Here is a 21,475-nt window from a genome sequence, read left to right as displayed (position 1 = left end):
ACGACAAACCCCGGAATTTTCCGGGGTTTGTGTAGGAGCCAACTCTGGCAATCAGCCGCGAGAGGTCTCGCCGGCCGGCATCACTTGCTTGGTACGCCAATGCGGCAGGGAGTTCCAGTAACGCTCGCCCTTGGCGTCGTCGTACATGCCTTCCCAGCGGGAGATGACCAGTACGGCCAGGGCGTTGCCGATCACGTTCAGTGCAGTACGCGCCATGTCCATGATGCGGTCGACACCGGCGATGAACGCCAGGCCTTCCAGCGGAATACCTACGCTGCCCAGGGTCGCCAGCAGCACCACGAACGACACACCCGGCACGCCGGCGATGCCTTTGGAGGTAACCATCAGGGTCAGCACCAGCATCAGTTGCTGGCCAATCGACAGGTCGATGCCATACAACTGCGCGATAAAGATCGCCGCAATGCTCTGGTACAGGGTCGAGCCGTCGAGGTTGAACGAGTAGCCGGTCGGCACCACAAAGCTGCAGATCGCCTTCGGCGCGCCGTAGGCTTCCATCTTCTCGATCACACGCGGCAGCACGGTTTCGGAACTGGCGGTGGAGTAGGCCAGCACCAGCTCATCCTTGAAGATGCGCATCAGCTTGATCACCGAGAAGCCGAACAGACGGGCGATCAGGCCGAGCACCACAAAGGCGAAGAACAGGATGGCGACGTAAACCAGGATCACCAACTTGGCCAGCGGCAGCAGCGAGGCGAAACCGAAGTTGGCGACGGTCACCGCGATCAGGGCAAATACACCAATCGGGGCGTATTTCATGATCATGTGGGTGACTTTGAACATGCTCTCGGACACGCCCTGGAACATGGTGACCAGAGGTTCGCGCAGTTCAGGCTTGAGGCTCGACAAGCCGAGGCCGAACAACACCGAGAAGAAGATGATCGGCAGCATGTCGCCACGGGCGACGGCGGCGAAGATATTCGACGGGATCAGGTTGAGGATCGTCTCGATGAACGCGTGCTCGTGCTGGACCTCAGCGGCAGTGGCCGTGTATTTGGAGATGTCGACGGTACCCAGGGTACTCATGTCGATGCCGGTACCCGGATGGAACAGGTTGGCCAGCAGCAGGCCGACCACAATGGCAATGGTGGTGACTACTTCGAAGTAAAGGATGGTTTTCACGCCGATCCGACCGAGCTTTTTCGCATCCCCAACACCGGCGATTCCGACAATCAGCGACGAAATCACGATCGGGATAACGATCATCTTGATCAGGCGGATAAAGATATCGCCAGCGGGCTGCAACACGTTGCTGATCCACCAGGCCTTTTCAGCGCTGAAATGGTTAAGCACCGCACCGATTGCAATCCCCAGCACCAGACCGATGAGGATCTGCCAGGCGAGGCTTAGCTTTGCCTTCTTCATGTCATTACCCTTACTTCAAGTGGACTCAGGCAGATGCGCCAGCAGCTGGAACGCTCGGAAGCGAAAAAGTGTGTGCATCTGCCCCCGTAGAAGGTCACCGCAGTTGGCCGATATGGCTCACTGGCAGGCGAAAAAAGGCGCAACTATTCCGATGCAAGGAGGCGACGTCTAATGCCGTAAACGCCTACCCTATGCCGAATCGGCATGAGTTTTTTTGAGTTTTTCTGTCTGAACGGTCAGTTCGAATGTGACATTTCGGCAGGCATAAATGCCGCGAACCGGCCATTTCAGGCTCGCGCAGGGTTTTTTGAAAATCTACGGCTGCGGCTGAAAACTGCTGTAAATTCCTACGCATACCATCGAAAAACTTGTCTGGCAGGAGACAAACTTTCTCGATAGATGGTCACGCGGAAACACCAAGAAATGGTTGAGGCGACGCAAAAAGGGAAATTGCCGCTATGGGCGGTATGACAGAAGCGGGCATAAGAGCCGCAAGCCCGTCGCAAGTTCCACAAACCATCGGCTTGGGAACTTGCGTCGCAGCTTTTCACCTGACCCGGCCCTTGCGCAGGCACTCCCTGTACCCGTAGGTCACGCCGATCCGAACGATCAGAGCAACCCGACCCCTTGGTCATGCAGCGCCCTCGTCGGGCGTTGCAAACAGAAAGAAGCATGGTGCTTCTTTCTATGGACGATAAGCCGGCAGACGACAGCGTCGTCAGACCGAACCTAGTACCAATTCGGATCTTTCTTGAGCTGTTCCATCAACAGCTTCTGCATGCCTTCGTCGGGCTTGCCAAGAAAGCGGTAGTCGGCGTGCCGCGTTGGCGATTTATCCGCAGGCAGGCCTGCAGGAACTTCCACCAACATGGCGTACGCATCTTCTTTGTCGAAGCTGAAAGCGACAATCAGGCGCTTGTTAAGGCACGTGTCTGCGGTTTCGCAGAGCGGCCCTACCAAGTACTTGTCACCGTCCTCTTCAACGGCATTCATTTGTTCCGCGCTGCCCGACAGGTTCATCACCCATTCCGGCAAGCGCTCTTCCTTCTTGACCACGCTCTGCCAGGTTTCGCGGTACTGCGGGTCCGCGCTCAGCAGTTCGTTGGCCCGGGACTGGCCGTCATTGGCAGCCAGCGCCAGGCCGCTGCCGCCCAACAACAGGGCGGCAGCCAGGGCTTTAAGGGACGAATTGAACATGCTTAGCCTCGGCCACGACGGCCAAAGAAGAAGGAAGCGATGAACATCACCAGGAAGACCACAAACAGAATCTTGGCGATACCCGTGGCGGTGCCCGCGATACCACCGAAGCCCAGGACTGCAGCCACAATGGCGATGATCAGAAATGTGATTGCCCAACTCAACATGGTGATTCTCCTTACGCTTCTTTTAGGGGTAACAGCGGTGATGCTTGCGGTCGCTTGATTCAAGGACCGTGTCTTGCCTAGAACACCCAGCGTTCCTGATAAGGCAGGTCGCCGAGGGTGGAGTCTTGTTCAACCGCCGTCAGTTGCGGGGTTGTCACGTCGGCGGTGGTGCTGCCGACGGAACGGAAATGGGTCTGGGTCATCATCGAACGTTCAAAATGCGCGACTTGCTGTTGACTCTGCTGCCAATGCGCCAATTGCTGACCGCCGATCAAAGTCAGCAACAGGGCCAGGCTGGCAAACAGCCCCTGTTGCAGACGCAGTGGCGATACACGCAGTTGAGTGAGGCTTTGGCGAGTCATGCTGTGTGTCTCCCGCATTCTGATCTGATTATTCGTTTGTGACGCTCGTATGAGGTGTATTGCAGCCTGCGTGCCAGTTTTTTAACAAAATAAAACTCAATAAAATCAATTAGTTAAAAACAAAAGCGCTTTGACACCACGAGCATCCTGCACGATGCCCCTATCCTTACCGTGCGAAATGCACGATGGTCACTGGTCGGATCAGGGGATAGGAAAGCAACGTTCGACTGCCGAAGTGGCTACAGGGAGATAAAAACGCCATAAATCGGCGTCTCTGTAAGAAGAAGCGCAGATAGCTGCGCGATGACGGCTTTAATCAATCAGAATAAACCATGCAACTTGCCCGATTATTCCGGGACTAAACAACATCATTCATTCTTAGTGGGAGCGCGGGACAGATGGAATCAGCCAAGGAACTTCAAGGCCGCATTCTTTTAGTGGATGACGAATCCGCGATCCTTCGCACCTTCCGTTACTGCCTGGAAGATGAAGGCTACACCGTAGCCACCGCCAACAGCGCCGCCCAAGCGGAAGCCTTGCTGCAACGCCAGGTGTTTGACCTGTGCTTTCTGGACCTGCGCCTGGGCGAAGACAATGGCCTCGACGTACTGGCGCAAATGCGCGTCCAGGCGCCGTGGATGCGCGTGGTGATCGTCACCGCCCATTCGGCCGTCGACACCGCCGTGGATGCGATCCAGGCCGGCGCGGCCGACTACTTGGTCAAGCCATGCAGCCCCGACCAATTGCGCCTGGCCACCGCCAAGCAGCTGGAGGTGCGCCAACTGTCGGCGCGCCTGGAAGCCCTCGAAGGCGAAGTGCGCAAACCCAAGGACGGTCTCGACTCTCACAGCCCGGCAATGATGGTGGTGCTGGAAACGGCACGCCAGGTGGCGGGTACAGATGCCAACATCCTGATCCTCGGCGAGTCCGGCACCGGTAAAGGTGAGCTGGCCCGTGCGATACACGGTTGGAGCAAGCGGGCGAAAAAATCCTGCGTCACCATCAACTGCCCGTCGCTGACGGCGGAGCTGATGGAAAGCGAGCTGTTCGGCCATAGTCGTGGTGCGTTTACGGGCGCCAGCGAAAGCACCCTGGGCCGGGTCAACCAGGCAGATGGTGGCACGCTGTTTCTCGACGAGATCGGCGACTTTCCGCTTACCTTGCAACCCAAGTTGCTGCGTTTTATCCAGGACAAGGAATACGAGCGCGTCGGCGATCCGGTGACTCGTCGCGCCGACGTGCGGATTCTCGCCGCTACCAACCTGAACCTGGAAGATATGGTCCGCGACGGTCGTTTCCGCGAAGACCTGCTGTATCGCCTGAATGTCATCACCTTGCACCTGCCACCCCTGCGCGAACGCAGCGAAGACATCCTGACCCTGGCCGACCGCTTCCTGGCGCGCTTCGTGAAAGAATATGCGCGGCCCGCTCGCGGATTCAGCGACGAAGCCCGCGAAGCGCTGCTGAACTATCGCTGGCCGGGGAACATTCGCGAGCTGCGCAACGTGGTAGAGCGAGCCAGCATCATCTGCCCTCAGGAAAAGGTTGAGATCAGCCACCTCGGCATGGCCGAACAGCCGACCAACAACGCCCCGCGTATTGGTGCGGCGTTGAGCCTGGATGAACTGGAAAAGGCCCATATCGGCGCCGTACTGGCCACCAGTGACACCCTGGACCAGGCGGCACGAACCCTCGGCATTGATGCGTCAACGCTGTACCGCAAACGCAAACAATACAACCTGTGAGCTGTAGCCTATGAAGCTTGCGATGAAGCTGCGCACTCGGCTGTTCCTGAGCATTTCCGCGCTGATCACCGTTGCCCTGCTGGGATTGTTGCTGGGCCTGGTGAGTGTCATGCAAATGGCCAAGACCCAGGAATCGCTGATTCGCAGCAACTTCATCACCCTGGACCTGGGCCTCAAGCTGCGGCAGACCCTCGGCGACCAGCTGATGATCATGCTCAACGAGCAGCCAAATACCGCTGCGCTGGAAGATTCCAAGCAACGTTATTTCGCGCTGCTGCAGCAAGGCATCGAACACGAAGAAAAGGATGCGGCAACCAGCGGTTTCACCCAGGCCAAGACTGATTACCTGAGCTTTCTCGAGGCATTCGATAAAAAGGAGAATGCTCCGGCGCAGCTGCGCGACAACGACGAGTTGACTAAGCGTTTCAACATTTTGCGCAACGGCCTCATCGCCGAGCACAAGAAGGCCCTGGATAACATCAACGACACCGAACACAAGTCCCGTGAGCGCGCGCTGTTGATCGCCGGCTTGCTGGGTTTGGTCGGGCTGGCGGTGCTGATCATTGGCTTCGTCACCGCCCACGGGATCGCCCGGCGCTTTGGCGGGCCGATCGAAGCGCTGGCCAAGGCCGCCGACAAGATCGGCCAGGGCAACTTCGAAGTCACGCTGCCCATTTCGTCAGCCGCCGAGATGAACTTGCTGACCCGGCGTTTCGGCATCATGGCCGAAGCGTTGCGCCAACATCAGGCAACCAATGTCGATGAGCTGCTCGCCGGGCAGCAACGCCTGCAGGCGGTGCTCGACAGCATCGACGACGGCCTGCTGATGATCGACCGCCAAGGTCGCCTGGAGCACCTTAACCCGGTGGCGCAGCGCCAACTGGGTTGGGACGAGAACCGCCTGGGCCAAGGCCTTGGCGAAGCATTGGGCCGCCCGGAACTGGATGAGCAACTGCATCTGGTGCTGCGCGGCGGCAACCTCGAACGCGCACCTGAAGACCTGGAAGTGGAGGTTGAGGGTGAGCTGCGCCTGCTGACGTATAGCCTGACGCCGGTGAGCCATACCCAGGGGCACATTCTGGGCGCAGTGATGGTGCTGCATGACGTTACCGAACAACGCGCCTTTGAACGGGTACGCAGTGAGTTCGTGTTGCGCGCGTCCCATGAATTACGCACGCCAGTCACGGGCATGCACATGGCTTTCGGCTTGTTCCGGGAACGGGCGAAATTTCCTGCGGAATCCCGCGAAGCGGACCTGCTGGATACGGTCAATGAGGAAATGCAGCGCCTGATGCAGTTGATCAACGACTTGCTCAACTTCTCGCGCTATCAGAATGGCTTACAGAAACTTACCCTCGGCCCGTGCGATATCAGCGACCTGCTGGAACATGCGCGCGCGCGTTTTGCAGAGCAGGCGAATGCGCAGAACATCGAGCTGCTGGTTGAGGAGCAATCCCCGCTGCCAAGGTTGCATGCTGATCGAGCGCAGCTGGAGCGGGTGCTCGACAACCTTTTAGGCAATGCCCTGCGGCACACGGCCGACGGTGGACAGATCCGCTTGCAGGCGCGTCGTCATGGCGAACGGGTAATTGTCAGCGTCGAAGACAACGGTGAAGGGATTGCCTACGGCCAGCAGGGACGAATCTTCGAACCGTTTGTGCAGGTAGGCCGCAAGAAAGGCGGCGCCGGGCTGGGCCTGGCGCTGTGCAAGGAGATCGTGCAATTGCACGGTGGCCGCATGGGGGTTTATTCACGGCCAGGGCAGGGGACGCAGTTCTATATGGCGCTGCCCCTGTAGGATCACGCGCCAACCGTTATTGGTGATTCAACGCCTGCAGGATCGCGGCACTCTCGGCATCCGGCGTCCCGTCAAACAGAGACGCCCGGAAATGCATCTGGAACGCGGCCACCACATGCCGCGTTGCCACATCCAGCTCGCCCGTCTGCGGCGTCGGATAGCCCAGCTTCGCCAACTCTTCCTGGAACCAGGTAATGCTCGGCAGCTCGGCTGCGTACTGCACCTGGTAACGGGCAACCGCCTTGGCGTCCGGCCATATGCCCAGCCCTTCATCCGCCAGGCGCTTCCACGGGAACAATGGCCCCGGGTCCAGCTTGCGCAGCGGGGCGATGTCGCTATGACCGATGATGTTTCGCGGGTCGATGCCGTTGCGCTTGCTGATGTCCTTGAGGAGCACCACCAGCGACTGCACCTGCGCTTCGGAGTACGGATACCACACGCGGCCCGTCGGCAGGTCTCGATAGCCCGGGTTCACAATCTCGATCCCGATAGAACTGGAGTTGAGCCAAGTGCGGCCCATCCATTCACTTTCTCCGGCATGCCAGGCGCGCTGGCTTTCATCCACGAGCTTATAGATGGTGGCCGAGGCGTCATCACCGATCAGGTAATGGCTGCTGACCTGGCCATGGGTCAACAGCGCCAGGGAACGCTCCAGGGACGCCGAGGTGTAGTGCACGATGACGAACTGAACACGATTGTCGTGGTTCACCGACGGATGGCTGGTGTCCAGGCGAGGGCCGCTCGCGCAGCCGGCGAGCAGGAGAAGCAGAAAAGCGGAGCACAGAAATTTCATGGCAGCAGACAATACGCTTAAGACGATAATGCAACAGTGTAACGTACCGTTTGCTGCCGGGCGGCCAAATGCAAAGTTTTAAACAAAATGGAACATTTTCAGGCCGCCTGCACCTGATTGCGTCCGGCAGCCTTGGCACGGTAAAGCGCCTCGTCGGCACGTTTAAGAGCCAGATCACTGCGCTCACCCGGCTGAAACTGCGCCACGCCCATGGAGACCGTGATGGTCACCGGCTCGCCCTTGAAGTGAAACGGGCACGCTTCGATGGCTGCACGCAGGGTTTCACCCACGGCCAACGCATCGGACAGCGATGAGTTGGGCACCAGCAACACAAACTCTTCACCGCCAAAGCGTGCGATGAAGTCGTTGGGCCGCAGGCGTTTTCGCAGCACCGTGGCGATGATCTTCAGCACCTTGTCGCCAGCCAGATGGCCATAGCCGTCATTGATGCGCTTGAAGTGATCCAGGTCCAGCATCGCCAATGACAGGCTGTTGCCACGCTGGTGCCAGGTGTTGACCTCTTGCTCCAGGCGCTCGGTCCAGGCAGCACGGTTGGGCAAGCCGGTGAGCGGATCGATCAAGGCTTTTTGGCGCTGAACCTCCAAATGCTCTCGGTAGCCCTGAGCCTCTTGCTCCATATTGGCGACCCGTTCGGCCAGGCTTTTGAGGCGTGCAGCCACTTCCTGCTCGCGCTGGTCACGCTGGTGCTGGTGTTGGTCCATGGTGCCCAGCAGCCCTTCGAGATGGCTCTCCAGCACGTGCTTGAGGCTGTCCAGATCCGCGGCATCCTGGACGCTGGTTTGCAAACCATCCACCTGTTCGCGGATCTGAGTATCCAGCTCTCTGGCGGCCGAGCGACTGTCGGCGTGGCCGTCGCTGGCGACCTGCAGATGCCCCTGGAATGCCTCGAGACGCTCGTTGAGTTGCTTGAGGTAGGCTTCAAACTCGTGCTGGCCGCTGTCGGTAATCGCCAGCATCAACACCGCCAGGTCATCGAGAATCGGCAGCAGTTCGTACCAGTTCAATCCGTGGGCCAGGCGCTCACGCATGGCTTCGGCCTGGGGCCTGTGACGCTCGGGCAGCGACAGGTCTTCCAACAAGCCGAGCAGGGTGTCTTCGATGTGTTTGGCCACCGAACTGTAAGACGGCTCGGGGGTGTCGGGCAGGGCGTAGGTCTGATCCGCTTGCAGCTCGTCGGGGTTCAGCTCTGGCGACTCTTCGGGCTCGTCGGACATGACCGGTGGCAAGGAAAGACTGCCGATTTCCGTCTGCTCCGGCTCACGGGCCTGAACCTCTGGCGCCTCGACCATGGCGGCAAGAGCACTCTCGAGCGCTGGCTCAACCTCCGGCTCAAGGGGTTGTTCGGGCTCCACTGGTTCGATAATCGCAGCGGGCACCTCGATGACGGGCGCTCTGGCCACGACGGCGGGTGCCACTGGCGCTGCTTCGTTGACAACCTCGCCAGGCTTTATTTGCGGTACGGGCTCAGGGGACGACTCGACGGGGGCCGTGACCTTCGGCTGCGGTGCAAAAGCCCGCAGCGCTTGGGTCAGCTCCGCCGATTGCACCGGCGCTTCAACTTCATCCACCGGCTTTGGCACAGCAGGCGCCTGAACAGCCGGGCGGGATGGCGCGGGTAGCTCGACCTCCGGGGCGTCGGTCGCTGCATCTTTGGCACCAAACAGGCGCTGCAACAGGCCAGGGCCCGAACGGCTGGTTTCGCCCTCTGGTTCCAGGTTACTCAACGCCTGCCCCTGAAGGCCGCTCAACTCACTCAGCAACAGCGGGATCTCCCGCGCCTGGCCGACCCGACCATCCAGCTGTTTGGCGAACGCCTTCAGCGGGCGACTCACCTCACGCGGCAAGGGCAGCTTCTGCAACTGGGTGACCAAGGCCGTCAACGCGCTGCCGATCTGGTCAACCCGGGTTTCGCGGCGCTGCTCAGAATCCAGCACGGCCTTTTCCAGACGCGGCAACAATGCGGCGAGGGCGGCGTCCATGTCGTCGGTGCGCACCACGTCGCGCATTTCCTTCATGCATTGGTCAACCGCACGGTCGGTCCCTTCTGCCGCCAGGGTGCTGCGTACCAGCCCCCGGCGCAGCAGGTCGAGGCGGGCGGCCCAGCGGCGCTCGAGCTTTTCTTGTTGCTCGACGCTTTTAAGGTATTTTTCTTTCCAACGCTGGGCGTCGTCGCTCATGCAAGAGGTCCGCGAGGGCCGGGGCTCAACGCGGGCAATGCATCAGCCGTGAGCGAACCCGGCAGACGAATCTCTACCGCGACGGGCAGGTGATCGGAGATGGGCTGCGCCAGTACCTGCACACTTTCGAGTGTCAGGGTCGGGCTGAGCAGGATGTGATCAAGACAGCGCTGCGGACGCCAGCTGGGAAAGGTGGCTTCGACTTGCGGCGCCAGCAACCCAAGGTCGCGCAACGGGGAATTCTGTAGCAGGTCTGTGGCATGGGTGTTCATGTCACCCATCAGCACCTGGTGTTTGTAGTTGCCAATCAGCTCACGGATGTAGGCCAACTGCAGGGTGCGGGTTCGAGCCCCCAACGCGAGGTGCATCATCACCACTACCAACGCTTCCGGCCCTTCGCCGAACCGCACGAGAATCGCCCCTCGGCCTTTTGGGCCCGGTAATGGGTGATCCTCGATCGCCCACGGCTTCAGGCGGCTGAGCACACCATTGCTGTGTTGGCCGAGTTTGCCGAGGTTGCGATTGAGTTGTTGGTACCAGTACGGAAAGGCACCCAACTGGGCCAGATGCTCGACCTGGTTGATGTAACCGGAGCGCAGACTGCCACCATCGGCCTCCTGCAGGGCTACCAGGTCGAAGTCGCCCAGCAGGTCACCGATCTTCTGCAGATTACCGGCACGCCCATTGTGGGGCAGCAGGTGCTGCCAGCCACGGGTCAGGTAATGCCGGTATTTCTCGGTGCTGATGCCCACCTGGATATTGAAACTGAGCAGGCGCAACCGGCTGTCTGCCGGCAGGCCTGTAGATTCCAAGTGGTGTTCGTTGACCTTCGGGTCATGCAGGCCAACGACACGTTCAGTACCCCAGCGACGCATGACAGGCCCCTTACTTGGCTGCGCGCTCTTTGGCGATCAACTGATCGGCCACGTTCAGCGCTTGCTCTTCGCCGCCGGCACTGCCGATGTCAAAGCGGTATTTGCCGTTGACGATCAGCGTCGGTACGCCTTGCACGCCGTATTTCTGGGCCAGTTCCTTGTATTGGGCCATCTTGCCCTTCACAGCGAACGAGTTGAATGTCTCCAGGAACTTGGTTTTGTCGACGCCTTGGGTGGCGACGAAATCGGCCATGTCTTCAGGCTTCACCAGGCGCTTGCCTTCTTTCTGGATGGCATTGAACACAGCCGCGTGAACCTTGTGTTCTACACCCATGGTGTCCAGGGTAATGAACAGCTGGCCGTGGGCGTCCCATGGGCCGCCGAACAGGGCAGGAATACGTTTGAAATTCACGTCCTGAGGCAGCTTCTCGACCCACGGATTGATCACCGGCTCAAAGGCGTAGCAATGCGGGCAGCCATACCAGAACAGCTCCACCACTTCGATCTTGCCCGGTACGGAAACCGGCACAGGATTGGTCAGTTCGACATAGGTTTTACCGGCTTCAAGCGGCACGTCGGCTGCTTGTGCGGTCATGCCGAAAAGGCTGGCAGTGACGAGAGCGGCGCTGAGGATCAGATTACGCATGCTTTACTCCTGGACAAATAAAGTCGCCTCACGCGACCTTTGTTGTGACAGGTCTACGCGGGCATGAGTTCGTTAGTGTAACGGCACCGGCCACAAAAAAGGGCGGCCTGGGCCACCCTTTTTATGCTTGCATCGACGGATTAATCGAGCGTTAACGTAGCCGGGGCACTTAGTGCAGGCCCTGGATGTATTGGGACACGGCTTCGATGTCCTTGTTGCTGAGTTTCCCGGCGATGCTCTGCATGATTTTGGTGTCGCCGTCGTTGGTGCGATTGCCTTCGCGGAAGTCTGTCAGCTGTTTGCCGATGTACTGCGCATGCTGCCCACTCAAGTGCGGGAAGCCCGCAGCAGCAAGGCCTGCGCCGTTAGGCGAGTGGCAACCGATGCAGGAAGGCATGCCTTTTTCCAGGTTGCCGCCGCGGAACAATTCTTCACCGCGCGTCACCAGTTTCGCATCAGCAGCTCCCACACTGCCTTTCTGGCTGGCAAAATACGCCGCGATATCCGCCAGGTCCTGATCGCTGAGGTTGGTCAGCAAGCCGGTCATTTCCAGGACCGTACGCTTGCCGTCCTTAATGTCGTGCATCTGCTTGGTCAGGTAACGCTCACCCTGGCCGGCCAGTTTTGGAAAATTTGGCGCCGGGCTATTACCGTCCGGTCCATGGCAAGCACCACATACGGCAGCTTTCGCCTGGCCGGCTGTGGCGTCGCCTGCGGCATGGGCAACACCGGTGATGCCCAAGGTCAACAGCAGACTCACGATCAGTTTGTTCATCAGCTAATCCAACTACGGCTAAGGGTTAAAGAGTTATGGACCGGGTTCACTCACCATCAACTGAATGACGGCATGGTAATCCTCGGTACTGCAGTCCATGCACAAACCACGCGGCGGCATCGCCTTGAAACCCTGGGTCACGTGTTGCACCAGCGTGTCCATACCTTGAGCCAGTCTTGGCTTCCAGGCTGCCTGGTCACCCCGTTTCGGGGCGTTGGGCAACTGTCCGGCATGGCAGGCCCCGCAAACGCGGTTGTACACAGCCTCCGGATCCTGTGTAGCCTGAGCACTGTAAAGTGGCATCAAGACACCGACGGCTAGCAACCACCTGGTCATACATCGACCTTTTCAGGGTTTGAGAGCGTTTTGCGTTCTAATGCGCAATAAAGGTCTATCGCTCCCGTGAACTTCATCCTTCGCTGGGACAAAGCACACACAAAATCTGCGGCATTATATACTGGCGCTACTGAAACGGAAACGACACCGCTTGCCGCACCCATTCCCGGCACCGCCCACATCGGAAAACTCATGCAACTCAAGAATCCCATCCTCGGCCTGTGCCAACAGTCCACCTTCATGCTCAGCGCCGCCAAAGTCGACCAATGCCCCGATGACGAAGGCTTCGAAGTCGCATTCGCCGGCCGTTCCAACGCCGGTAAATCCAGCGCGCTGAACACCCTGACCCACGCCAGCCTGGCCCGCACCTCGAAAACCCCGGGGCGCACACAGCTCCTCAACTTCTTCAAGCTAGACGATGATCGGCGTCTGGTCGACCTTCCGGGCTACGGTTATGCAAAAGTACCTATCCCGCTGAAGCTGCACTGGCAGCGTCACCTGGAAGCTTATCTGGGTGGCCGGGAGAGTTTGAAGGGTCTGATTCTGATGATGGACATCCGTCATCCAATGACCGACTTCGACCTGTTGATGCTCGATTGGGCCGTCGCCAGCGGCATGCCGATGCATGTCCTGCTGACCAAGGCCGACAAATTGACCTATGGCGCAGCGAAAAACACCCTGCTCAAAGTGCAGGCAGAAATCCGTAAAGGTTGGGGCGATGCGGTGACTATCCAGCTGTTCTCGGCGCCAAAACGCATGGGCCTGGAAGATGCCTACACAGTACTGGCAGGCTGGATGGAACTGGCTGACAAGGGTTCGGAAGCTGCCGAGTAAAAACTCGGGGCAAAAAAAACCCCGGACTTCGTATGGGGAGGGGAAGTTCGGGGTCCAAGTTCCGGACCGCTAGGGCGGGGTCCAGATATCTGCCAACACTTAACACAACATAGGAGCATTGAAGGGCTTCACCACCCATTCAGTAACTCTGAGTAGCAATTCACGGGTTAAGTTCCAGCACGCTCAAAAAACTATTGGAAATAACTCGCCGCGTTTTCCGATCTAAAGAGCTGCCGCGGCATGACACCGCGGCCCAGGCCCGTGCTTAGTGCGCCTCGTCCCAGTTGTCGCCCACGCCGACGTCCACCACCAGCGGCACATCCAGCTTCGCCGCATCGCTCATGTGCTCACGAATCTTCGCGCTGACTTCAGCCACCAGATCCTCACGCACTTCCAGCACCAATTCATCGTGCACCTGAAGGATGACCTTGGCATCCAGGCCCGAGGCCGTCAGCCAGTTGTCGACCTTGACCATGGCCTTCTTGATGATATCGGCTGCGGTACCCTGCATCGGCGCGTTGATCGCCGTTCGCTCGGCGCCAGCACGCTCCTGAGGCTTGTTGGAATTGATCTCCGGCAAGTACAGGCGGCGCCCAAACAGGGTTTCCACGTAGCCCTGATCAGCCGCCTGGGCGCGGGTGCGGTCCATGTACTCGCGAACCCCCGGGTAGCGGGCGAAATACACATCGATGTAAGCCTTGGCGGTCTTGGTGTCGACACCAATGTCCTTGCCGAGTTTCTGGGCACCCATGCCGTAGATCAGGCCAAAGTTGATCGCCTTGGCACTGCGACGCTGATTGGACGTGACCTCAGCCAACTCAACCTTGAACACCTCGGCCGCCGTGGCGGTGTGCACGTCCAGGTCGTCGCGGAACGCATTCAGCAACCCTTCGTCCTTGGACAAATGCGCCATGATGCGCAGCTCGATCTGCGAATAGTCCGCCGCCAGCAGTTTGTAGCCTTTCGGTGCGACAAACGCCTGGCGAATCCGCCGGCCTTCGGCGGTACGCACCGGAATGTTCTGCAGGTTTGGATCGCTGGAAGACAGACGCCCGGTCGCCGCGACGGCCTGGTGATAGGACGTGTGAACCCGCCCGGTGCGCGGGTTGATCTGCTCGGGCAGGCGGTCGGTGTAAGTGCTTTTCAGCTTGCTCATACTGCGGTACTGCATCAGCACTTTCGGCAGCGGATAGTCGTCTTCAGCCAATTTGGCCAAGACTTCCTCGGCCGTCGAGGCCTGACCTTTGCCGGTCTTCTTCAGCACGGGCAGCCCGAGCTTCTCGTAGAGAATCGCGCCCAACTGCTTGGGCGAACCCAGGTTGAATTCCTCGCCTGCGATCTCGTAGGCCTGGCGCTCCAGGTCGACCATCTTGTTGCCCAGCTCGATGCTCTGGATACCCAGCAAAGCGGCATCCACCAGGGCGCCCTGGCGTTCAATGCGCGCCAACACCGGCACCAGCGGCATCTCGATGTCGGACACGACGCTGGCCAAGGTAGGAATGGCCGACAGTTGCTTATGCAGTTCCTGATGCAGGCGCAGGGTTACATCAGCGTCTTCCGCCGCGTAAGGCCCGGCTTGCTCCAAGGCAATCTGGTCAAAGGTCAGTTGCTTGGCGCCTTTGCCGGCGATGTCCTGGAAGCTGACGGTGTCGTAGTCCAGGTACTTCTTCGCCAGGCTGTCCATGTCGTGGCGGGTCGCGACGGAGTTCAGCACGTAGGATTCAAGCATGGTGTCGAAGGCGATTCCGCGCACGGTGATGCCGTGTGCCGGGTCGCCACCAATGGCGCAGTTGGCCAGGATGTTCATGTCGAACTTGGCGTGCTGGCCGACCTTGAGTTTTTCCGGGTCTTCGAGCAACGGCTTCAGGGCCAGCAGCACGGTGTCGCGATCCAGCTGTTCCGGCGCGCCGATGTAGGAATGGGTCAGCGGAATGTAGGCCGCTTCATGGGCCTGTACGGCAAACGATACCCCCACCAGTTGCGCTTTCTGGGCGTCGATCCCGGTAGTTTCGGTATCAAAGGCGAACAGCTTGGCGTCGTTGAGCTTCTTCAGCCAGGCATCAAACTGAGCCTGGGTGAGGATGGTTTCGTACACCGGCTCTACAGAAACCGGAGCGACTGCTTCAATCGCTTCCTCCGCGACTGCGGCCGATGGGGCGGCGCTCAGCTCAACCCGCTTGGCATCGCGCTGAATCTCGTCAATCCAGCTCTTGAACTCCAGCAGCGTGTACAGCTCCAGCAGCTTCTCGCGATCCGGCTCGATCAGGTGCAAGTCGTCCAGGCCCACATCCAGCGGCACGTCGATCTTGATCGTCGCCAACTCGTAGGACAGGAACGCACTCGCCTTATGCTCTTCGAGTTTGGCGACCAAGGTCTTGGCACCACGAATCGGCAAGGTCGGCACGATATCGAGCTGCTCGTAGAGCTCTTTCAAACCGCCGTTCACGCCTACCAGCAAGCCGGACGCTGTCTTCGGACCAATGCCGGGAACGCCCGGGATGTTGTCGGACGAGTCGCCCATCAACGCCAGGTAATCGATGATCTGCTCGGGAGCGACACCGAATTTCTCCTTCACGCCCTCAACGTCCATGGCGCTACCGGTCATGGTGTTGACCAAGGTAATGTGCCCGTCCACCAGTTGCGCCATGTCCTTGTCACCGGTGGAAATCACCACCGGCCGGTCGGCGGCCGCGCTGCTGCGGGCCAGGGTGCCGATCACGTCATCCGCTTCCACGCCTTCGACGCACAGCAGCGGGAAGCCCAGGGCGATCACGCTCTGGTGCAGCGGCTCGATCTGCACGCGCATGTCATCGGGCATGCTCGCGCGGTTGGCCTTGTATTCGGCGTACAGCTCATCGCGAAATGTCCCGCCCTTTGCGTCGAACACTACCGCGAACGGGCTGTTCGGGTATTGCCTGCGCAGGCTTTTGAGCATGTTCAACACGCCCTTGACCGCGCCGGTAGGCAGGCCTTTGGAAGTGGTGAGCGGCGGCAGCGCGTGAAAGGCGCGGTACAGGTAAGAAGAACCGTCCACCAGGACGAGGGGGGCGTGGCTCATGAGCAGGATCAACCTTTTCGGCGGGTCAGGCGCTAGAATAGCCGGACCAATGACGACAAAGGGACAAGGTTATCATGCGTACAGTAAATCGCCTGTTGTTGACCGGCTTGATTGCACTCACTCCGATGGTGGCCATGGCGGCAGATACTGCCCCTTCAGGCGACCCGGAAGTCACCATTCGCACGGAAGGCGACAAGACCATCCAGGAATACCGCCAAAATGGCTTCCTGTACGCAATCAAGGTGACTCAGAAAGGCTTTCCGCCTTACTTCCTGGTGCGCGCGGACGGAACCGATGCGAACTTCATCCGCTCTGACCAGCCGGATATGCTGATCCCGTCATGGAAGATCTTCGAATGGAAATGATTTCTTAACTTTAATCGGCGCTGCTCCCCGCAGCGCCCGTAACGGCAGTTTTAACCATGTCTGTGTTCACCCCCCTGGCTCGGCCCGAGCTGGAAACCTTTCTTGCCCCTTATGGGCTCGGCCGCCTGCTTGATTTCCAGGGGATTGCCGCTGGTAGTGAAAACACCAATTTCTTTATCAGCCTGGAACAGGGCGAATTTGTCCTGACCCTGGTTGAACGTGGCCCGGTGCAGGAAATGCCGTTCTTCATCGAACTGCTGGACGTGCTCCACGACGCCGACCTGCCAGTGCCTTACGCCCTGCGTACCACCGACGGCGTGGCCTTGCGCACGCTTGCCGGCAAACCGGCGCTGCTGCAACCGCGCCTGGCGGGCAAGCACATCAAGGACGCCAACGCCCAGCATTGCGTGCAAGTGGGCGAATTGCTCGGTCACCTGCACTTGGCCACCCAAGGCGACAAGGTACTGGAACGCAAGACCGATCGCGGGCTGGACTGGATGCTCAGCGAAGGCGCGCAACTGATTTCGCACCTCGACACAGAACAACAGCGCCTGCTGCAAGCCGCGCTGGATGAGATCGAGGCGCATAAGGCGCAGATCCTCGCGCTGCCCCGGGCGAATATCCACGCCGACCTGTTTCGCGACAATGCGATGTTCGAAGGCACGCACCTGACCGGGCTGATCGACTTCTACAATGCCTGCTCCGGACCAATGCTGTATGACGTGGCGATCGCCTTGAATGACTGGTGCTCGGACGCCGACGGCGTGATCGACGGCCAACGGGCGCGGGCATTGTTGGGGGCTTATGCGGGCTTGCGACCGTTTACCGCCAAGGAAGCGGAGCTGTGGCCGACCATGTTGCGCGTGGCCTGTGTGCGGTTCTGGCTGTCACGCCTGATTGCGGCGGAATCGTTCGCCGGGCAGGACGTGCTGATTCACGACCCGCGGGAGTTTCAAGTGCGCCTGGCGCAACGCCAGCAGGTCAAGACACCACTGCCGTTCGCGTTGTAAAGGTCGTACGCGGTCAAAAATGTGGGAGCGGGCTTGCTCGCGAATGCGGTGGATCAGTCAGCGCATCTGGTGACTGAAACTCCGCATTCGCGAGCAAGCCCGCTCCCACATTGGTTATGCGGCGTCTGTCAGAGCGACTCCAGGCACCCTGCCAAGTCATTCCCCAGCTTCTCCAGCACCTGCTCATACCCCTGAGCCGTCGCCGGCGTGTAGCCGCCCAACGCATCCAGCTCCGCCAGCTTCACCGGCAAACCCGCCACCAAGGTTTCCGCCAGGCGAGGGCGCAACGGCGGCTCGCTGAACACACACGTCTTGCCCACTTCCTGCAAACGCGTGCGCATCGCCGCCACATGCTGGGCGCCTGGCTGCACTTCTGCGGCAACGCTGAACACACCCGTGTGCTTGAGGCCGTAGGCATCTTCGAAGTAGTCGAATGCCTCATGGAATACGAAATACGGCTTGCCGGCGACATCCGCCATACGTGCTTTCAAGCGCGCATCCAAGGCGTCCATACGGCCATCAAAGGCCTTCACGTTGCTCTGATAACGCTCTGCGTTGGCCGGGTCTGCAGCGCTGAGGTCCGCTGCCATGCGGTTGGCGATTACTCGGGCGTTGACCGTCGACAACCAAAGATGCGCGTCCAGGCTTCCCGGACGATGATCGTGATCATGTTCGTCGGCATCTTCGGTATGGGAGTGGCTGTCTTCGGTGAACCGGCGCAGTTTCATCCCCGCAAGGTCCTGCACCGCCACCGTCGGCAAGGTACGGCCTTTCAGGACTCGCGGCAGAAAGGTTTCCATGTCCGGGCCAATCCAATACAGCAGGTCCACCGACTGCACACGCCGTACGTCGGATGGACGCAGCGCATAGTTATGCGGCGAGGCGCCCGGCGGCAGTAATACCTCGGGAACCGCCACGCCGTCCTGCACGGCAGCGGCAATCAGCTGTAACGGTTTGATGCTGGTCAGCACCCGAACCTCCGCCTGAGCGGCACCGGCAAGCAGCAAACTGGTGACAAATACGACAAAAACGGGAAAAAGTCTGGACACGATGACCACTCAAGGAGGCAGGAACAGGTAACATAATAACGTCTCTCACAAATATCTGTCGCCGCTCATGCCTAAAACACCGCTTGCCAGCCGTCCCCATGACCACTCTCACTGCGTGCACACCGCGCTGTCAGAGGCCGACGCACTGTGCGCGCGCCAAGGCCTGCGCCTGACCGCCCTGCGTCGCAGGGTGCTGGAGCTGGTGTGGCAAAGCCATAAGCCGCTGGGTGCCTACGACATCCTCGGCGTGCTCAGCGAGCAGGACGGCCGCCGCGCCGCGCCGCCCACGGTGTACCGCGCGCTGGACTTCCTGCTGGACAACGGCCTGGTGCACCGCATCTCGTCGCTGAACGCCTTTGTCGGCTGCAACCACCCGGAGCACGCGCACCAGGGCCAGTTCCTGATTTGCCGCGAATGCCACGCCGCCATCGAGCTTGAGCAAAAAAGCATCAGCGACAGCATCATCAAGAGCGCCGGCGACGTCGGCTTCAAGGTCGAAGGGCAAACCGTCGAAGTGGTCGGTGTGTGCTCGGGCTGCCAGGGGGCTTGATGAGCACTGCGTTAATCCGCCTGGAACAGGTCGGGGTCACGTTCGCCGGGCAAAACGTGCTGGATAACATCGCACTGAGCGTCGAGCCGGGGCAGATCGTCACGCTGATCGGCCCCAACGGCGCCGGCAAGACCACGCTGGTGCGCGCCGTGCTCGGCCTGCTCAAACCCGACAGCGGCAGCGTGTGGCGCAAGCCGAAGCTGCGGGTTGGCTACATGCCGCAGAAGCTGCATGTGGACCCGACCTTGCCCCTGTCGGTGCTGCGCTTTCTGCGCCTGGTGCCCGGTGTTGACCGTGCCCGCGCACAGTCCGCGCTCAAGGAAGTCGGCGCCGAACAGGTGATCGACAGCCCGGTACAAAGTATCTCCGGCGGCGAAATGCAGCGTGTGCTGCTCGCCCGCGCCCTGTTGCGCGAGCCGGAATTGCTGGTACTCGATGAACCCGTGCAAGGTGTCGACGTGGCCGGCCAGGCCGAGTTGTACAGCCTGATCACCCGCCTGCGGGACCGCCATGGCTGCGGCGTGCTGATGGTCTCCCACGACCTGCACTTGGTGATGAGCACCACCGACCAGGTGGTGTGCCTCAATCGCCACGTGTGCTGCTCCGGCCACCCGGAACAAGTCAGCGGCGATCCGGCTTTCGTCGAGCTGTTCGGCAAGAACGCCCAAAGCCTGGCGATTTATCACCACCATCACGACCACGCCCATGACCTGCATGGCGCCGTAGTTGATGACCCCACCGCACCCCAAACCCACGTTCATGGAGATAGCTGCAAGCATGGCTGATTTTCTGCTCTACGCCCTGCTGGCAGGCTTGGCTTTGGCGCTGGTGGCGGGTCCACTGGGCTCGTTCGTGGTCTGGCGGCGCATGGCCTATTTTGGCGACACGCTGTCCCACGCCGCGCTGCTGGGCGTGGCCATGGGCTTTCTGCTGGATGTGAGCCCGACCATTGCCGTCACCGTCGGCTGCCTGCTGCTGGCCGTGTTGCTGGTGACCCTGCAACAGCGCCAGCCGCTGGCTTCCGATACGCTGCTGGGCATCCTGGCGCCAAGCACGCTGTCCTTGGGCCTGGTGGTTCTGAGCTTCATGCATGAAGTGCGCATCGACCTGATGGCCTACCTGTTCGGCGACCTGCTGGCAATCAGCCCCACCGACCTGGCCTGGATTCTCGGCGGCAGCGCGGCAGTGCTCGTGTTGCTGGTGACGCTGTGGCGCCCGCTGCTGGCGATCACCGTCCACGAAGAACTGGCCACTGTCGAAGGCTTGCCCGTGGCGGCGCTGCGCATGACCCTGATGTTGCTGATCGCCGTGGTGATTGCTGTCGCGATGAAGATTGTCGGCGTATTGTTGATCACATCGCTGCTGATCATCCCGGCGGCTGCGGCCCAGCGTCATGCCCGCTCGCCGGAGCAAATGGCGGTCGGCGCCAGCCTGCTGGGGATGCTTGCGGTGTGTGGTGGCCTGGCGCTGTCATGGTTCAAGGACACCCCGGCCGGGCCGTCGATTGTGGTCACGGCGGCCGCCCTGTTTCTGCTGAGTTTTGTCCTGCCCCGTCGTGGGGTGTAGACTTGCTCGCTTTTTGCGCAATTAGAGAGTCGCAGGAATGAAGCTGTTCAACGCCCGTTATCTGCTCCTTGCCGCATTTTCCTTGCTGCTGGGCGCCTGCCAAAGCACCCCGCCCGGCGCCCCCGAGACCCCGGACGCACGGGCTGCGGCCATCGCACAGCTGGAGCAAAACCTCGCCAGCAGTGAACTGGCCACCGCCGAAGATGAGCTGGCCGCCTTGCAGGCCCAATCGCCCAACGACCCGGCGCTGGAGCCTTATCAGCGCCAACTGGCCGAAGCCTATTTGCAGCGCAGCCAGATCGTTCTGCAAAAAGGTGACGTCAATGCAGCCGCCACGGCCCTGAGCCGCGCCCGTGCATTAATGCCCAAGGCGCCGGCGCTGACCGGTGGCGTCAACAGCGCGATTACCCACGCCCGCAAGGTCGAGCTGGATAAAGCCGAGGCTGCCTTGAAAGCCGCTGAAGCCAAGCCACCCGCCAAGGTCATCGACCCGGCAGCACCCAGTACCACGGTTGCGCTGAACCTCACCGATATTGAGGCGCTGCGCCATCAACTGGATGAAATCGCCACCGATGTGGTGAATTACCAGTGCGATGTGAGCATCCGGGCACCGCGCACTGAAGATTACCCATGGCTGGCCACGTTGCTGACCAAACGGGTGAAGCGCATCGATTCGGGGTATGACTTGAAGATTCACCGGCAGATCCTGAAGAAGGTACCGGCGCAGGTTGTGTTGATTCCGCGTAAGACTGAATAACGCCATTCGCG

The 21,475-nt window shown here is 60.2% G+C and carries 21 protein-coding genes; 9 read left to right on the top strand and 12 right to left on the bottom strand.

The genetic code is table 11. From position 1 onward, the window contains the following. Positions 1-51 precede the first annotated feature (51 nt). The 4 genes from gltP to HBJ59_RS21270 all read right to left on the bottom strand — a co-directional run bounded on the left by gltP (position 52) and on the right by HBJ59_RS21270 (position 3,109). Positions 52-1,383, bottom strand: a complete 1,332-nt coding sequence (gene gltP, locus HBJ59_RS21285) for a glutamate/aspartate:proton symporter GltP (protein ID WP_167664656.1) — start codon at positions 1,381-1,383, stop codon at positions 52-54. A gap of 729 nt (positions 1,384-2,112) precedes the next feature. Then, the gene (locus HBJ59_RS21280) at positions 2,113-2,580 is read right to left on the bottom strand and encodes an inhibitor of vertebrate lysozyme family protein (RefSeq protein WP_076013331.1); all 468 of its coding nucleotides are present in this window, start codon (positions 2,578-2,580) and stop codon (positions 2,113-2,115) included. Positions 2,581-2,582: 2 nt separating this feature from the next. Next, the gene (locus tag HBJ59_RS21275) at positions 2,583-2,747 is read right to left on the bottom strand and encodes a DUF1328 domain-containing protein (RefSeq protein ID WP_003170804.1); all 165 of its coding nucleotides are present in this window, start codon (positions 2,745-2,747) and stop codon (positions 2,583-2,585) included. A 77-nt stretch (positions 2,748-2,824) separates the two neighbouring features. After that, the gene (locus HBJ59_RS21270) at positions 2,825-3,109 is read right to left on the bottom strand and encodes a hypothetical protein (protein WP_167664655.1); all 285 of its coding nucleotides are present in this window, start codon (positions 3,107-3,109) and stop codon (positions 2,825-2,827) included. 398 nt (positions 3,110-3,507) lie between these two features. Here HBJ59_RS21270 and algB point away from each other — a divergent pair, with 398 nt between their 5' ends. Further along, positions 3,508-4,854, top strand: coding sequence for a sigma-54-dependent response regulator transcription factor AlgB (algB, locus tag HBJ59_RS21265; RefSeq protein WP_167664654.1), 1,347 nt, complete (start codon positions 3,508-3,510; stop codon positions 4,852-4,854). A 10-nt stretch (positions 4,855-4,864) separates the two neighbouring features. Next, positions 4,865-6,652: a KinB sensor domain-containing domain gene (locus HBJ59_RS21260; protein WP_167664653.1), complete on the top strand. Its 1,788-nt coding sequence runs from the start codon at positions 4,865-4,867 to the stop codon at positions 6,650-6,652. A gap of 16 nt (positions 6,653-6,668) precedes the next feature. Here HBJ59_RS21260 and HBJ59_RS21255 read toward each other — a convergent pair whose 3' ends face one another. From HBJ59_RS21255 to HBJ59_RS21230, 6 genes are all read right to left on the bottom strand, one after another. After that, positions 6,669-7,445, bottom strand: coding sequence for an N-acetylmuramoyl-L-alanine amidase (locus HBJ59_RS21255; protein WP_167664652.1), 777 nt, complete (start codon positions 7,443-7,445; stop codon positions 6,669-6,671). Positions 7,446-7,543: 98 nt separating this feature from the next. Continuing rightward, positions 7,544-9,643 carry a GGDEF domain-containing protein gene (locus HBJ59_RS21250; RefSeq protein ID WP_167664651.1) on the bottom strand — a complete coding sequence of 700 codons (2,100 nt, stop codon included), beginning with the start codon at positions 9,641-9,643 and terminating at the stop codon, positions 7,544-7,546. Next, on the bottom strand, positions 9,640-10,518 hold the full coding sequence (locus tag HBJ59_RS21245) for an endonuclease/exonuclease/phosphatase family protein (RefSeq protein ID WP_010168652.1): 879 nt from the start codon (positions 10,516-10,518) through the stop codon (positions 9,640-9,642). The genes HBJ59_RS21250 and HBJ59_RS21245 overlap by 4 nt, the downstream gene beginning before the upstream one ends. 10 nt (positions 10,519-10,528) lie before the next feature. Continuing rightward, entirely contained in the window at positions 10,529-11,164 is a 636-nt protein-coding gene (locus HBJ59_RS21240) for a thiol:disulfide interchange protein DsbA/DsbL (RefSeq protein ID WP_167664650.1), read from the bottom strand. Positions 11,165-11,333: 169 nt separating this feature from the next. Then, positions 11,334-11,939: a cytochrome c4 gene (locus HBJ59_RS21235; protein WP_076013325.1), complete on the bottom strand. Its 606-nt coding sequence runs from the start codon at positions 11,937-11,939 to the stop codon at positions 11,334-11,336. A 33-nt stretch (positions 11,940-11,972) separates the two neighbouring features. After that, positions 11,973-12,275: a cytochrome c5 family protein gene (locus HBJ59_RS21230; RefSeq protein WP_076013324.1), complete on the bottom strand. Its 303-nt coding sequence runs from the start codon at positions 12,273-12,275 to the stop codon at positions 11,973-11,975. Positions 12,276-12,467: 192 nt separating this feature from the next. On the opposite strand from HBJ59_RS21230, the gene yihA reads away from it, so the two are divergent. Continuing rightward, entirely contained in the window at positions 12,468-13,109 is a 642-nt protein-coding gene (yihA, locus tag HBJ59_RS21225; RefSeq protein WP_003214811.1) for a ribosome biogenesis GTP-binding protein YihA/YsxC, read from the top strand. Between the two features lie 265 nt (positions 13,110-13,374). Here the strand turns inward: yihA and polA are convergent, their stop codons facing one another. Next, positions 13,375-16,167: a DNA polymerase I gene (gene polA, locus HBJ59_RS21220; protein WP_167664649.1), complete on the bottom strand. Its 2,793-nt coding sequence runs from the start codon at positions 16,165-16,167 to the stop codon at positions 13,375-13,377. A 74-nt stretch (positions 16,168-16,241) separates the two neighbouring features. Here polA and HBJ59_RS21215 point away from each other — a divergent pair, with 74 nt between their 5' ends. Then, the gene (locus HBJ59_RS21215; protein ID WP_003214814.1) at positions 16,242-16,532 is read left to right on the top strand and encodes a DUF2782 domain-containing protein; all 291 of its coding nucleotides are present in this window, start codon (positions 16,242-16,244) and stop codon (positions 16,530-16,532) included. 56 nt (positions 16,533-16,588) lie between these two features. Beyond that, a complete protein-coding gene (locus HBJ59_RS21210) occupies positions 16,589-17,542 on the top strand; it encodes a homoserine kinase (protein WP_076013322.1) in 954 nt (317 codons plus the stop codon). Between the two features lie 128 nt (positions 17,543-17,670). Here the strand turns inward: HBJ59_RS21210 and HBJ59_RS21205 are convergent, their stop codons facing one another. Next, positions 17,671-18,600, bottom strand: coding sequence for a zinc ABC transporter substrate-binding protein (locus HBJ59_RS21205; protein ID WP_076013321.1), 930 nt, complete (start codon positions 18,598-18,600; stop codon positions 17,671-17,673). Between the two features lie 58 nt (positions 18,601-18,658). Here HBJ59_RS21205 and zur point away from each other — a divergent pair, with 58 nt between their 5' ends. From zur to HBJ59_RS21185, 4 genes are read left to right on the top strand one after another with little or no spacing between them, the layout of a single operon-like run. Then, complete coding sequence (gene zur / locus HBJ59_RS21200) at positions 18,659-19,141, top strand: zinc uptake transcriptional repressor Zur (RefSeq protein WP_026078035.1); 483 nt, start codon at positions 18,659-18,661, stop codon at positions 19,139-19,141. Further along, positions 19,141-19,926, top strand: coding sequence for a zinc ABC transporter ATP-binding protein ZnuC (znuC, locus tag HBJ59_RS21195; protein WP_076013320.1), 786 nt, complete (start codon positions 19,141-19,143; stop codon positions 19,924-19,926). The genes zur and znuC overlap by 1 nt, the downstream gene beginning before the upstream one ends. Further along, the gene (znuB, locus tag HBJ59_RS21190; RefSeq protein ID WP_010168631.1) at positions 19,919-20,707 is read left to right on the top strand and encodes a zinc ABC transporter permease subunit ZnuB; all 789 of its coding nucleotides are present in this window, start codon (positions 19,919-19,921) and stop codon (positions 20,705-20,707) included. Before znuC ends, znuB begins: the two co-directional genes overlap by 8 nt. Before the next feature lie 37 nt (positions 20,708-20,744). Then, positions 20,745-21,464 carry a PA5502 family lipoprotein gene (locus HBJ59_RS21185; RefSeq protein WP_167664648.1) on the top strand — a complete coding sequence of 240 codons (720 nt, stop codon included), beginning with the start codon at positions 20,745-20,747 and terminating at the stop codon, positions 21,462-21,464. Positions 21,465-21,475: the final 11 nt, after the last annotated feature.

It is taken from the genome of Pseudomonas sp. AN3A02, from assembly GCF_011765255.1.
In the GTDB taxonomy this organism is placed as follows: domain Bacteria; phylum Pseudomonadota; class Gammaproteobacteria; order Pseudomonadales; family Pseudomonadaceae; genus Aquipseudomonas.
The sequence above is the reverse complement of the archived record's forward strand: the minus strand, read 5'-3'. Positions and strand labels throughout refer to the sequence as shown.